Raw genomic sequence first — 13,716 nt, forward strand, 5'->3', positions numbered from 1 at the left:
CGAGCCTCCCTACCCGGAAGGGCATCGCATGTCGACGCCGACGAACTCCCCGCATCCCGTCACAGACGGTGTCGTGGCCGGGCGCGACCGGCCGATCATCGATCCGGCCACCGGCACCGTGATCCGGACGGTGCCCGACAGCACCCTCGACGAGGTCGACGCCGCGGTCCGCCGTGCACGGGCGGCATTCCTGGAGGGGCCGTGGCCGACGCTGACCCGGACCCAGCGGGGCCGGTCGTTGCTCCGCGCGGCCGATGTGATCGAAGAGGGTGCGGAGTCGCTCTACCAGCTGGAGACCCGGAACAACGGCCGGCCGGTGACGGAGACGCGTGCCCAGCTCTCCCGGGTTCCGGAGTGGTTCCGCTACAACGCCGGCCTGCTCGCCGCGCAGCGAGACGCGGTGCTGCCGTCCGACGGCCCCTACCTCACCTACCAGCGCCGGGCGCCTCTGGGTGTCTGCGGGATCATCACGCCCTTCAACCACCCCCTGCTCATCCTGGCGCGCAGCCTTTCCGCCGCCCTGGCCACGGGAAACACCGTGGTGGTCAAGCCGTCGGAGCTCACCCCCCTGTCCACGCTCGCGCTGGTCGAACTCCTGGGCAAGGCGGGCCTGCCGGAGGACGTGGTGACCGTCGTGACGGGCGGTCGTGAGGTCGGCGAGCGGCTCACCGGGCACCCGGACATCGCCAAGATCACGCTGACCGGCGGCACCGAGGCCGGACGCTCCGCCGCCGTCGCGACCGCGGCGCGCTTCGCGCGCGTCACCGCGGAGCTCGGCGGCAAGACCCCGATCGTGGTGTTCGACGACATCGCACCGGAGGTCGCCGCGGAGGGCGCGGCGTTCTCCGCCTTCGTCGCGGCCGGGCAGTCCTGCGTGGCCGGTTCCCGGTTCCTCGTGCAGCGAGGCGGCTACGACCGATTCGTGGCGGCGTTGGCCCGGCGCGCCGACGCGATTCGGATAGGTGACCCGTCGGACCCGCGGACACAGCTCGGCCCGCTGGTGAGCGCCGTGCAACGGGACAAGGTCCTGCGCGTGATCGCGATGGGGATGGAAGAAGGCGCGCGGCTCGTCACCGGCGGTGGCGTCCCCGACCTGCCCGAGCCGCTGAGCGGCGGTTTCTTCGTCCGTCCCACCGTCTTCGGCGACGCCGCGAACTCCATGCGGGTCGCGCAGGAGGAGATCTTCGGCCCGGTCGCCGTCGTCGTCCCGTTCGAGGACGAGGACGACGCCGTCGCGAAGGCGAACGACAACCGGTTCGGCCTCGGCGCCGGCGTCTGGACCCGTGATCTGGCCCGTGGGCACCGCGTCGCGGATCGGCTCGCGGCGGGGATGGTCTGGGTCAACGATCACCACCGGCTCGAGCCTTCTCTGCCCTGGGGCGGGATCAAGGAGTCCGGCACCGGCCGTGACGCGGGTTCCGAGTCCTTCGAGGACTTCACCTGGATCAAGACCGTCGTGACCCGCACCGCGTCCGACGACGTCGACTGGTACGGCGCGGACACGCCCGGCCGCCTCAACTGACCTCTGCTCGACTTCGGCGAAGGAGACGATCCATGTCGAACCGTGTGTCCGCCCTGTCACCGCCCGGCCGCTGGTACACCGAGATCACACGCACGCAGTGGCTCGTTCTGCTGGGCACGACGATGGGCTGGGCCCTCGACGGGTTCGCGGGCAGCCTGTACACGCTGGTCCTGGGCCCGGCGATGACGGAGCTGCTACCGCACAGCGACATCGCCGCCGACACCGGCAGCATCGGCCTCTACGGCGGCCTCACCGTCGCCCTGTTCCTGTTCGGATGGGGCACCGGCGGCATCCTGTTCGGAATCCTGGCCGACCACTTCGGACGCGTCCGCGTGCTGTCGGCCGGCATCGTGACCTACGCGGTGTTCACCGCGCTGGCCGCGCTCGCCGACACCTGGTGGCAGCTTGGCGTGTTCCGCTTCATCGCCGGCCTCGGGTCCGGTGTCGAGGCCCCGGTCGGGGCGGCACTGGTCGCCGAGGCCTGGCGCAACCGCTACCGGGCCCGGGCGTCCGGCGTGATGATGTCCGGCTACGCCATGGGCTTCTTCATCGCCGCGCTGGCCTACAACCTTCTCGGCGGGCACGGCTGGCGGCCGATGATGGGCATCGCCGTCATTCCGGCGCTGCTCGTGTACTTCATCCGCCGGCATGTCCCCGAGCCACCGGAGATTCGCGACACCATCGCCGCGCGTCGGGAGCGGAAGGCCCGCGGCGACCGCACCGCGGAGGACCGGTTCGTGCTGCGCAGGCTGCTGACCCGCCCGCTGTTGAAGCACACGCTGGTCGGGACTGCGTTGGCCACCGGCTCACTGATCGCCTTCTGGAGCGTCTCGACCTGGTACCCGCAGGTGATCCGGCAGGCCGCCGCGTCGGCGGACCTGTCACCCGGCGTCGCCAACAGTCGTGTCGCGGTCGCGTCGATGCTGTTCAACGCGGGCGGCGTCCTCGGCTACGCCACCTGGGGCCTCCTCGCCGACGCGATCGGGCGCCGTAAGGCCTTCGCCGCCAGCTTCGCGGTCTCCGGTGCGAGCGTCGTGTTCCTGTTCCCCCTCCCCCACGGCTACACCACGTTCCTGCTGGTCATTCCAGTCGCCGGGTTCGGCCTCTACGGCGCCCTCTCCGGGATCTTGGTCTACGGGCCCGAGCTTTTCCCGCCGAGCGTGCGGGCGACGGGCATGGCGCTCTACAACGGCATCGGGCGCTACATCACCGCGGCCGGTCCGCTGGTCGCCGGGGTCGTCGCCGCCTCCTGGTTCGGCGGAGACCTCGGCCTCGCCACCACTTGCGTCGTCGCCGTCGGGATGCTGGGCGCGGCCGCACTGTTCTTCGCGCCGGAGACGCGCGGCGCTCCGCTGCCGACCGACCCCGTACCCGCCACTCCCGTGTCGGCGGACGACACGCCGACCGCCCATCGCGACCGCGACGCGGTCCCCACCGCAGAGGAGACCGGGTGATGACCCACTACGAAGGTGCCCGCGCCGCCGTCATCGGTGGCTCCATCGGCGGGCTGACCACCGCCCTGCTGCTGCGCGACCTCGGTTTCTCGGTCGAGGTCTTCGAGCGCACTCCCACCGCGCTGGACGGACGGGGCGGCGGGATCGTCCTCCAGCCCGACACCGTCCGCTGGTTCACCGAGCGCAGCACACAGCGTCTCGAGACTCTCAGCACCGCGACGGAGTACGTCCAGTACCTCGACCACGACAACGGGATCATTCATCGGGATCGGCGCCGCTGGACGTACACCTCCTGGGGCACCTTCTACCGGGCCCTGCTCGCCGACTTCGGCACCGACCACTACCACCTCGGAGAGTTCGCCTGCGGTGTCGCGCAGGACGGCGACCACGCCACGGTCCGGTTCGTCAGCGGTCACCGGGCCGAGGTCGAGCTCGTGATCTTCGCCGACGGCATCACCTCGATCGGCCGGTCTCTGCTCGACCCCGACGCCCGGTTCGACTACTCCGGCTATGTCGGCTGGCGGGGCACCGTCCCCGAACACGAGCTGACGGAGACGACCCGCGCTCTGCTGGGCGACGCCATCTCCTACAGCGTGGTCCCGCACTCGCACATCACGCTCTACCCGATCCCCGGCGAGCGCGGCACCGGTCGCCAGGACCGGCTGATGAACTACGTCTGGTACCGAAACGTCCCGCCCGGCGGTGAGCTCGCGGAGATGCTCATCGACAAGCGCGGCTTCACCGGCACCGTGTCCCTGCATCCGGGCCTGGTCCAGGACCGCTACGTCGACGAGATGCGCGAGACGGCCGCCCGGCTGCTCGCGCCCGCCGCGGCCGAGGTCGTCACGGCCACCGAACACCCCTACATCCAGGTGGTGTCCGACGTCCGCTCGAACCGGATGGCCGACGGCCGCGTGGCCCTGGTCGGGGACGCCGCCGCGGCGGCACGACCGCATGCCGCCGCGGGCACCGCCAAGGCGGCCGCGGACGCCTGGGCGCTCGCCGACGCCCTCACCGCCGCCGACGGCGACATCCCCGCGGCCCTGCGCAAGTGGGAGCCGGCGCAACTCGAGCTCAGTGCCCGGTTGCTGGAGCGGGTGATCGCGATGGGCGAACGCTCGCAGTCGCACAACACCTGGACACCCGGCGACCCCAGCCTGCGGTTCGGCCTCTACGGGCCCGACCGCTGAAAGGAGACGAAATGTCCGACGCCACCTTCCTGTCCGACCTGCCGCTGGCCGGTGACCTGGTCGCCACCGGTTTCGACGGCTGGTCCGATGAGCTGCGCGCCGAGTTCGAGGAGCACTCCCACGACGGCAGGGTCGGCTCACGGCTGCTCAGCGAGACCGATCGGGTACGGGTGTGGGAGATCAGGCTCGCCCCCGGCGAGCGCTGGCACGCTCACCGGCACGTCCTGGACTACTTCTGGACCGCGGTGAACGCGGGACGCAGCCGCCAGCACACCCACGACGGCACGGTCCGGGAGGTCTCCTACTCCGCCGGAGAGACCCGGCACTTCACCTTCGGCCCGGGCGAATACCTCCTGCACGACATCGAGAACATCGGCGACACCCCCTTGGTGTTCACCACCGTCGAACATCTGGACAGCGCCAACCCGCCCCTGGACGTCCAGGGCCGCTCGGACGACCGGCCGGAGGGGCAGGCGTGATCAGTGCACCCATCGCCGACGGCGTGATCGACGTCCACGCCCACTGGCTGCCCGCCGAGCTGTTCCATCTCCCTCCGGGGACGCCGTACGGGCGGATGCAGGACCGTGAGGGCACGCTTTATCTCGGCGACATTCCGCTGTCCATCCCGACCCGCGCGATGAGCGACGTCGCCGCGATCCTCACCGACATGCGCACCACGGGAGTGGGCGTACGGGTCCTGTCAGCGCCACCGTTCGCGTTTCCGGTAGGAGGCGCGGCCGGGGCGGGATCGTACGTGGCGGCGTTCAACGAGGCGCTCTCGGGCGTGGTCGCCGACGCCGGCGGCAGGCTCGTGGGGCTCGGAATGGTGAGCCTCGACGATCCCGCCGAGGCCCGCGTCCAGATGGAACAGCTGGCACGCACCGAGGGCATGGCCGGGATCGCGGTACCGCCCCTGGTCGACGGCCGGTCCCTGGATCAGGGCTCCCTGCGGCGTATCCTGACCGACGCCGAAGACCTCGGCCTCTCCGTGCTCGTCCACCCGATGCAACTGCCCCGGCCGGAGTGGTCGGAGCACTATCTCTCCAACCTCGTCGGCAACCCCGTCGAGACCGCCACCGCGGTCGCCGCCCTGCTCCTTGGGGGCGTCAAGGAGCAACTGCCCCGGCTGAGGATCTGCTTCGTGCACGGCGGAGGATGCGCACCGGGGCTGCTCGGCCGGTGGACCCACGGCTGGCACACCCGAGCCGACGTGCGCCGCGACTCGACCCGGCCACCGGACGAGGTCTTCGGCGAGCTCTTCTTCGACACCGTCACGCACGATCCCCATCTGCTCCGGTTGCTGAGCGCGCACGCGTCCGAGGGCGGAGTCGTCTGCGGCAGCGACCACCCCTTCGACATGGCCCAGAACGACCCGGTCCGGTTCGCCACCGACCACGGACCGGCCGCCGAAGCGCTCACCACCAACGCACGTGCGTTCCTCGACCTGTGACGACACCTCGACCGCTTGAGAAGGACCCCGCCGTGACAGACGCTTCACTGGTCGAGCGCCAGGCCTTGAGAAAGGCCGCCAGACGCCTCGCACCGCTGGTTCTCCTGCTGTACACCGCAGGCTATGTCGACCGGGTCAACCTCGGAACGGCCGCGCTGACCATGAACTCGGACCTCGGAATCAGCGCCGCGGCCTTCGGCTTCGCCACCGGAATCTTCTCGGCGGGTTACATCGCCCTGCAGATCCCCAGCAATCTGGCACTCAACAGGCTCGGCCCCCGGCGATGGCTCGGTCTGCTGACCATCTCCTGGGGCGTGGTCGCCATGCTGACGAGCCTGGTCCAGGGTGAGAAGAGCCTCGTCGTGGTCCGGATCACCCTGGGGGCCGTCGAGGCGGGACTCCTGCCCGGCATCTTCATGTACCTGACGATCTGGTTCCCGCAGAGGATGCGGGGACGGATCACCGCCCTGGTCTGCCTCCCGTTCTACGCGATTCTCGGCACCCCGCTGTCGGCGTACATCATGCAGTACGCCGACGGTGCGGCCGGTGTGGCCGGATGGCGGTGGATGTTCCTTCTCGAAGGTGCGCCGACGATCGTCATCGGCCTGGTGCTGTTGCGGTTCCTGACCGATTCCCCCGCGAGTGCCACCTGGTTGTCGGACACGGAGAAGGCGGCTCTGCTGCGGCTGACCACGGCGGAGAAGACCGGGAACAAGCCGAGGATCGGCGCACGCGACATCCTCGACCGTCTTCGCGACCTCCGCTTGATCATCCTCTCGGTGGCCGTCAGTCTCCTGTGGGTCGGTTTCGCCGCCATCACCTCGTTCCTCCCTCTGATCGTCTCCGGCTTCTCCGAGCACACCCACACGAAACTCAGCCTGGTTCAGACCGGCCTTCTGTCCGGCCTCGTCTACGTCCCCGCGACCTTCGTCGCCCTTGCCTGGGTCGCCAGCTCCGACCGGCGCAACGAGCGTGTGAACCATGTGGCCTGGGGAGCGCTGCTGGCCGCGGCCGGCACCGTGCTGACCGTCAACGCCCCGAATCTGTGGGTCACCCTGCTCGGCACGGTCCTGCTGACGTCCGGCATCTACGCGGCCCTGTTCCTCGTCTGGCAGATCCCGGTGGGACATCTGACCGGACCGGTCGCCATGTCGGTCGGCATCGCCATGACGACGATGCTCGGCAACATCGGCAGTTTCATGGCGCCCTACATCGTCGGATGGCTTCGGGACAGCACCGGGAACTTCGACAGCGGCCTGTACTTCATCGCGGTGTCGCTCGTCGCCTGCGCGGCGGTCACCGTGGCCGGCAACCGGCTACGGGCAAGGCCGGCGCCCTCTCACCCGTCCGCCACCCACCGCGGCGACATCGAAGAACCTCTCACCCACTGAACCGGGACGGACGAACGTGCTCAGCATCGACCACATCTCCCTCGGCTGCCGCAACATCTACGAGGGCACCGAACGACTCTGCGAGGAGACCGGGTTCGGGCAGTACGAAGGCGGCTGGTTCCCCCACCTCGGCATCGCCAATCGCATCGTGCCGCTGGGACCCGACCAGTACATCGAGGTGGAAAGCGTCATCGACGCCTACTCCCCGCAGACCAACCCGAGTGCCCGCTGGTTCTACGACCAGATCGAAGGAGGCGACGTCTTCATCGGCTGGTGCCTGCGCGTCGACTCGCACGACGAACTCACGCGGATGGCGAAGCACTTCGGCACGGACATCATCGACAAGCCGTTGCGCAGGCGTACGGATGGTGTGCAGCGCAACGCGATACGCGTTCCCGAGACGATTCCCTGCTGGCGACGCGGACTGCCCAACGTCTTCCTGATCGAGGACCTCTCCCGGCACCCGGCTGCTCAGAAGCGCTCCGGGGAGGAGAACCGCCCCCAGGGAATCGTCTGGATGGAGGTCGGAGGCACCGAGAAGGACATGCGCTCGTGGCTGGGCGACGGGGCCGCTGACCTGCCCCTCAGGTACAACGGCGAACGCCCCGGCCTGTACGCCGTGGCAGTCGCCACGGACCAGGGCGAGGTGGTGATCCGGCGCACGGCCGTCACCCGGCCGGACTAGCCGGTGGAGGGTGCGGCCGAGCGACGCAGGGCCGCACCCTCCCGGTCACGGATGTCGCGGTGGCCGCGGCGGGCTGTTGGTCCCTTTGGGACAAAAGGCCTGGGTTGAGCCGTTACCCCAGCAGGCCGTCGTCGCGGATGCCGCGCAGCACGTCGCGGGCGGCCTCGAGCGTGCGGTCGATGTCGTCCTCGGTGTGGGCGGCGGAGATGTGGTTGCGCTTGAGCGCCAGCGGGAGCATCAAGAACCCGCGGTCGGTCATGCGCCGGTGGAAGGCGACGTACGCCTCGTCGTTGTCGCGGAGCAGGTCGCGGTAGCCGCGGATCGGCCCCTCGGTGAAGTAGAGGGCGAAAACGCCGCCGAAGCCGGCCGGGACCGCCGGGATGCCGAGTTCCTCGGTGATCGCGCCCAGGCCCGTACGGATCCGGTCGCCGAGGGCGTGCGTGCGCTCGTAGAAGTCCGGGTGTTCACGCAGGTACGTGATGGTGGCGATGGCGGCGGACGAGGAGACCGGGTTGCCGTTGAAGGTACCGGCGAGTAGCACGTCGCCGCCCGCGGAGCTGAACCGCTCCATGAGCGTGCGCGGCCCGGCGAGCCCCGCGATCGGATAGCCGTTGCCCATCGCCTTGCCGAAGGTCGTCAGGTCGGGGCGTACCCCGCTGACCTGCTGGTAGCCGCCCAGCGCGTGCCGGAACCCGGTGATGACCTCGTCGAAGATGAGCAGCGACCCCTGCTCGGAGGTGATCGCCCGCAGGCCCTCCAGGAACGCGGCCTCCGGTACGAGCGCGCCCACATTGTGCGGGATCGGCTCCAGGATCACCGCGGCGATGCGTTCGGGGTGCCGCTCGTACAGCTCGCGTACGGAGTCCAGGTCGTTGAACTCGGCGATGACGGTCGACTCGATCGCGTCCTCGAGGATGCCGCGCGAGAGCGGGTCCCGCCCGTACGCCCGGTCGGGCGCGGAGATCACGTTGCGCGCGACCGCGTCCTGCCAGCCGTGGAAGCCGCCCTGGAACTTGAGGATCAGCGGCCGGTCGGTGATCGCGCGGGCCAGCCGTACGGCCTGGGCGACCGCCTCGCTGCCGCTCATCGCGGAGATCATCTGTTCCGCGGAGGGGATCGTCTCCACGACCAGGCGGGCCAGCTCGATCTCCGGCTCGGTCACGCCCCAGCCGGCCAGGTCGATGCCGTCGCCGACGGCGCGTCGCACCGCGTCGTCGACCTCGGGCGCGTGGTGGCCGAGCAGGATCGCGCCGAACGCGGCGTGGTAGTCGAGGTAGCGGCGGCCGTCGGCGTCGGTCACGTACGCGCCGGAGGCGTCGGTGAGGACGTACGGCGCGCCGACCAGACGCGTCGCCGAGTTGACGCCGCCGGGGATCACGTCCCGGGCGGTGTTGAGCAGCTTGGCGCCGGTCGAGGAGTCGCCGGTGAGGTCCGCGGAAGTCATGGACAGGCCCCCAAGTCGAGGTGCCCGGCACCTGCGAGGTCACCGTCGCGGCGGGCACCGGATGCGGCTGTGTTCCGCCCGAAGCCTTCATGGAAAGTCATTTCATGTCAAGGGTTCGCGCAGCGTGTGACCTCGTCCATATCGCCCGACGGCCCCTTGACAGTCCCCCGCGCCGCACTTCAGGATCCGTTCACATGGAACATCATTCCGCGTCAGTCGGGGTGCTGGTCGTGGGCGTCGGCTTCATCGCGGAGCAGCACACCGCAGCGATCCACGCCGACCCGCGGGCACGCCTCGTCGGCATCGTCGATCTCGACGCGGGCCGCGCCGCCGCCGCGGCGCGCGCGAACGGCGGCGTCCCGTGGTCGACCGACCTGGCCGAGGCGCTCGCCCGTCCCGAGGTCGACGCGGTCGTCGTCTGCACGCCCAACCACACCCACGCCCCGATCGCGGTGGCCGTGGCCGAGGCCGGCCGGCACCTGCTGATCGAAAAACCCCTCGCCACGGACGTCGCCGGCGCACGCCGCATCGCCGCCGCGTTCGCCGACGCCGGCCGCGTTCTCATGCCGGCCCACACCCATCGCTGCTACGACTACGCACGCGCGGTCAAGGAGGGCCTCGGCGACCTCGGCCGCCCCGAGTTCCTGCGCCTGGCCATCCTCGGCGGCTGGATCTGGCCGGACTGGCGCGCCTGGGTGCTCGACCCGGCGCGCTCCGGCGGGCACGCGCTCCACAACGGCGTCCACCTGCTCGACCTGGTGACCTGGTGGACCGGCGACCGGCCGGAGACGGTGTACGCGCGAGGCCGTAAGCAGACCGCCGCCGAGCTGGACATCTACGATTACCTGGAGATGACGGTCGGGTTCGCGGGCGGCGCGACCGCGCTGTGCGAGATGAGCCGCGGCCACCGCCCGGCCACGTACGCGGCTCGCGACGTCCTCGTCGTCGGCGAGCACGGCGTGCTGACCCTGCCCTGGGACGCCGAGGCGAGCATCGTCACCGACGAGTCCGGCACCGGGCTGCTCCCGCCCGCGGGCGCGAACGGGTTCGCCGTCCAGCTCGGCGCGTGGCTCGACGCCATCGGCGGCGCGGAACCGCTCATGACACCCGGCGACGGCGTACTCGCCGTCGCCATGGGCGTGGCGGCCGAACGGTCCATCGCGACCGGCGAGCCGGTACGCGTCGACGACGTCCTGACGGAGGCCGGGGTATGACGCGCGTCCTGCTGGCGGGTTTCGGCGGCCTTGGCGGTGGCCAGGACCACCAGCGTGCCATGTACCTGCCCGCCTTCCAGGCCCACCCCGGCTTCACCGTGGCCGGCGCCGTCGGCGCGGACGACCTCGGCGTTCCCTCGTATCCGGACCTCGCCACGGCGCTCGCGGACGACCCCGCCGAGGTGGTGAGCGTGTGCCTGCCGCCGGACCGGCGCGCCACGGCGATCGTCACCGCGCTGCGCGCCGGCCGGCACGTGCTCGCCGACAAGCCGCTCACCCTGACCGCCGAGGAGGCCGACGCGGTCGCCGCCGCGGCCGCCGAGTCCGGCACCGTCTGCATGCCGGCGCACCACCAGCGTTTCGCTCCCGCGGTCCGTTCGGCGCGGGCCGCCGTCGCCGCCGGGCGCGTCGGCCTGCCCTGGAACGTCCAGGCGGACTTCCTCGTCGCCGGCGGCGCCCCGTGCCCGCTCGGCGAGCTGACCAACCTCGGCCTGTACCCGATCGACGTCGTCGCCGCCCTCGTCGGGCAGCCCGTACGCCGTGTGCACGCCCGTGCTAGCGGGGATGTCACTCTGCTCCTGCTCGACCACGACCGCGGACTGACCAGCACGATCTCCGTCGGCCGGATCAGCGGGACGGCCGACCTGCGGCCCGGCGGCCTGGCCGTGCACCGCTACCGGATCAGCGGCTCGAACGGGGTGATGAACGTGGACGCCACCAAGCCCGGCGCCACGCTGCGCACCTCCACCGGCCTGCGGAGCGCCTGGACCGGGCCGGGCACCGTGGCCCTCATGCTGACCGAACTGCACGCCGCGATCACCGGCGGCCGGCCCGCCGAGGTCGGACCCGCGGACGCCCTCGCCGCGATCCGCGTGATCGAGGCGGCGCGGCGGTCCCTGGAGACCGGCCGGCCCGTCCCCCTCTCCCCCGACTCCCAGGAAGGCCGACAGTGAAGCTCGCCACCTACCGCAAAGACGGCCAGGTCCGCCATGGCCGGATCATCGACGACACGCACGTCACTGACCTCGGCGCCGGCGACGTCACGCCGTTGCTGGGCCGCTCCGACACGGACACGGACGCGCCGCGGTACCCGCTGGAGGACGTGACGCTGCTCGCCCCGCTGCTGCGGCCGGGCAAGATCCTCGCGGTCGCCGCCAACTATCAGGACCACGTCACCGAGACCGGGGGCGAGCGGATCGACAAGTCGCGGATCTCCCCGCGCCTGTTCCTGAAGCCGCCCACCGCGATCAGCGGCCCCGGCGAGGACATCGCGTTGCCGTCGGTCAGCGACCGGATCGACTGGGAGGTCGAGCTCGTCGTCGTCCTCGGGCGCGGCGGCAAGGACATCCCGGTCGAGGAGGCCCTCGCGCACGTGGCGGGCTACACGGTCGGCAACGACGTGTCGGCGCGCGCCATGGACTACGGCTACGAACGCGACACCGACGACTCGGCGGTGGGGTTCTTCGACTGGTTGAACGGCAAGTGGCTCGACGGGTTCGCGGCGCTCGGACCGTGGCTGCTGACCGCCGACGAGGTGTCCGACCCCCAGGACCTGGAGATCTCGCTGGAGGTCAACGGCGAGGTCATGCAGCACGGGAGCACCGGCGACATGATCTTCACCGTGGCCGAGCAGATCGCCTTCGCCTCCCGCATCATGACCCTCGAACCCGGCGACCTGATCTACACCGGGACTCCCTCGGGCGTCGGTCTCGCCACCAACCGGTTCCTCAAGGCCGGCGACCGGATGACCGCCCGCCTCGCGGGTCTGGGCGACCTCGTCAACACCGTCCGCTGATGACGGACCTGCTGATCGCGGGCGGACTCGTCGCCGACGGCACGGGAGCGCCGGAGCGTACCGCCGACGTCGCGATATCCGGCGGGCGCATCGAGGCCGTGGGCGATCTGGCCGGGCGGACCGCCGCCCGGGTCCTCGACGCGTCCGGGTCCGTGGTGTGCCCGGGGTTCGTCGACGTGCACACCCACTCGGACCTGACTCTGTTGTCCAGCCCTTCCGCGCACAGCAAGGTCCGGCAGGGCGTCACGACCGAGCTGATCGGCAACTGCGGCCTCGGCGTCACGCCCGTGCTCGGGGACATCGCCGCGCTGCGTGGCGCGGCGGGGTACCTCGACCTGGATCCGTCGGTCGGCTGGGACTGGACCGACCTGCCCGGCTACCTGGGCGTGCTGGCGGCGGCGCGGCCCGCGGTGAACGTCGCCTCCCTGGTCGCGCACATCCCGCTGCGCGCCGGGGTGATCGGCTTCGGCGACCGGGAGGCGGCGCCCGCCGACCTGGACCGGATGTGCGGGCTGCTCGGCGACGCGCTCGACGCGGGCGCCGCCGGCGTCTCCACCGGCCTGATGTACGCCCCGCTGACCTTCGCCCGCGAAGAGGAGCTGACCGCGCTGGCGCGCACCGCCGCCTCCCGTGGCCGGCTGTTCTCCTGGCACATCCGCGACTACGGCGACCACCTGCTGGACTCGGTACGCGAGGTGCTGCGCGTCGCCGAGGCCACCGGCTGCCGCACCCAGATCTCCCACCTGATCGCGGTCGGGCGGCGCAACTGGGGCAAGGTCGCACGGGCGCTGGAGCTGATCGACGCCGCCCGCGACCGCGGGATCGACGTGGCGGCGGACGTGTACCCGTACCTGGCGGGCAACGCACCGCTGTCCCAGCTCGTCCCCGCCTGGGCCCAGGCCGGCGGCGAGGAGGCCATGCGCCACCGGCTCGCCGACCCTGGCGTACGCGACCGGATTCGCGAGGAGTGGCGGGACCTGCCGAACGGCTGGTCCGACATCACGGTCAGCCGCATCCCGGCCGACCGCCCCGGCGTCGAGGGCCGGACCGTCGCGGACCTGGCCGACGACGGCGCAGGCGTCGCCTTGGACCTGGTCGCCGAGTTCGGCAACGCGGTGATGATGGTGGCCGGGGGGCGGAGCGAGGAGGACCTGCTCGCCGTCCTGCGGCATCCGGCGACGGTGATCGGCTCGGACGGTCAGGCGCTCGACCCCGACGGCCCGACCGGCGCCGGCGTGCCGCACCCGCGCTCGTACGGCTGCTACCCGCGCCTGTTCGCCGACCACGTCCGCACCGGGCGGCTCCCCCTCGCCGAAACGGTGCGCAAGTGCACCGGCGCCGCCGCCGCCCGCGCCGGGCTGACCGACCGCGGCGAACTGGTCCCCGGCAAGGCCGCCGACGTGGTCGTGTTCGAGCTCGACCGGATCGGCGACCGCGCCACGTACGCCGATCCTCAGCGGTACCCCGACGGCATCCGCGCCGTACTGGTCAACGGGAAGATCGTCGTCCAGGACGGCACCCACCTCGGCGAACGGCCCGGAGCGGTGCTCCGCGCCGGGCAGGGAGACTGA

12 protein-coding genes are annotated in these 13,716 nt (G+C 71.4%); 11 read left to right on the top strand and 1 reads right to left on the bottom strand.

All coding sequences use genetic code 11. The annotated features are described in order from the left end of the window. The first annotated feature begins 28 nt into the window (after positions 1 to 28). Genes ACQEV1_RS26830 through ACQEV1_RS26860 form a run of 7 tightly spaced genes read left to right on the top strand, consistent with a single transcriptional unit; the run spans position 29 to position 7,692 of the window. Complete coding sequence (locus ACQEV1_RS26830) at positions 29 to 1,522, top strand: aldehyde dehydrogenase (protein WP_433396894.1); 1,494 nt, start codon at positions 29 to 31, stop codon at positions 1,520 to 1,522. Between the two features lie 32 nt (positions 1,523 to 1,554). Then, complete coding sequence (locus ACQEV1_RS26835) at positions 1,555 to 2,976, top strand: MFS transporter (RefSeq protein WP_285575741.1); 1,422 nt, start codon at positions 1,555 to 1,557, stop codon at positions 2,974 to 2,976. Beyond that, positions 2,976 to 4,166: an FAD binding domain-containing protein gene (locus ACQEV1_RS26840; protein ID WP_285575743.1), complete on the top strand. Its 1,191-nt coding sequence runs from the start codon at positions 2,976 to 2,978 to the stop codon at positions 4,164 to 4,166. Before ACQEV1_RS26835 ends, ACQEV1_RS26840 begins: the two co-directional genes overlap by 1 nt. Positions 4,167 to 4,177: 11 nt before the next feature. After that, a complete protein-coding gene (locus ACQEV1_RS26845) occupies positions 4,178 to 4,645 on the top strand; it encodes a hypothetical protein (RefSeq protein WP_433396897.1) in 468 nt (155 codons plus the stop codon). Next, entirely contained in the window at positions 4,642 to 5,616 is a 975-nt protein-coding gene (locus ACQEV1_RS26850) for an amidohydrolase family protein (RefSeq protein WP_433396898.1), read from the top strand. The genes ACQEV1_RS26845 and ACQEV1_RS26850 overlap by 4 nt, the downstream gene beginning before the upstream one ends. Before the next feature lie 32 nt (positions 5,617 to 5,648). Continuing rightward, complete coding sequence (locus ACQEV1_RS26855) at positions 5,649 to 7,007, top strand: MFS transporter (protein WP_433396900.1); 1,359 nt, start codon at positions 5,649 to 5,651, stop codon at positions 7,005 to 7,007. Between the two features lie 16 nt (positions 7,008 to 7,023). Beyond that, positions 7,024 to 7,692, top strand: coding sequence for a VOC family protein (locus ACQEV1_RS26860; RefSeq protein WP_433396901.1), 669 nt, complete (start codon positions 7,024 to 7,026; stop codon positions 7,690 to 7,692). Between the two features lie 112 nt (positions 7,693 to 7,804). Here ACQEV1_RS26860 and ACQEV1_RS26865 read toward each other — a convergent pair whose 3' ends face one another. Then, the gene (locus ACQEV1_RS26865; RefSeq protein WP_433396903.1) at positions 7,805 to 9,136 is read right to left on the bottom strand and encodes an aspartate aminotransferase family protein; all 1,332 of its coding nucleotides are present in this window, start codon (positions 9,134 to 9,136) and stop codon (positions 7,805 to 7,807) included. Positions 9,137 to 9,330: 194 nt separating this feature from the next. On the opposite strand from ACQEV1_RS26865, the gene ACQEV1_RS26870 reads away from it, so the two are divergent. From ACQEV1_RS26870 to ACQEV1_RS26885, 4 genes are read left to right on the top strand one after another with little or no spacing between them, the layout of a single operon-like run. Next, positions 9,331 to 10,350 (top strand): Gfo/Idh/MocA family protein, encoded by a 1,020-nt coding sequence (locus ACQEV1_RS26870; RefSeq protein ID WP_285624218.1) that lies wholly within the window; start codon positions 9,331 to 9,333, stop codon positions 10,348 to 10,350. Next, a complete protein-coding gene (locus tag ACQEV1_RS26875; RefSeq protein ID WP_433396905.1) occupies positions 10,347 to 11,303 on the top strand; it encodes a Gfo/Idh/MocA family protein in 957 nt (318 codons plus the stop codon). Before ACQEV1_RS26870 ends, ACQEV1_RS26875 begins: the two co-directional genes overlap by 4 nt. Further along, a complete protein-coding gene (locus ACQEV1_RS26880; protein WP_433396907.1) occupies positions 11,300 to 12,145 on the top strand; it encodes a fumarylacetoacetate hydrolase family protein in 846 nt (281 codons plus the stop codon). Before ACQEV1_RS26875 ends, ACQEV1_RS26880 begins: the two co-directional genes overlap by 4 nt. Next, complete coding sequence (locus ACQEV1_RS26885; RefSeq protein ID WP_433396909.1) at positions 12,145 to 13,716, top strand: N-acyl-D-amino-acid deacylase family protein; 1,572 nt, start codon at positions 12,145 to 12,147, stop codon at positions 13,714 to 13,716. Before ACQEV1_RS26880 ends, ACQEV1_RS26885 begins: the two co-directional genes overlap by 1 nt.

The organism is Actinoallomurus sp. CA-142502, from assembly GCF_050936355.1.
Classification (GTDB): domain Bacteria; phylum Actinomycetota; class Actinomycetes; order Streptosporangiales; family Streptosporangiaceae; genus Actinoallomurus; species Actinoallomurus iriomotensis.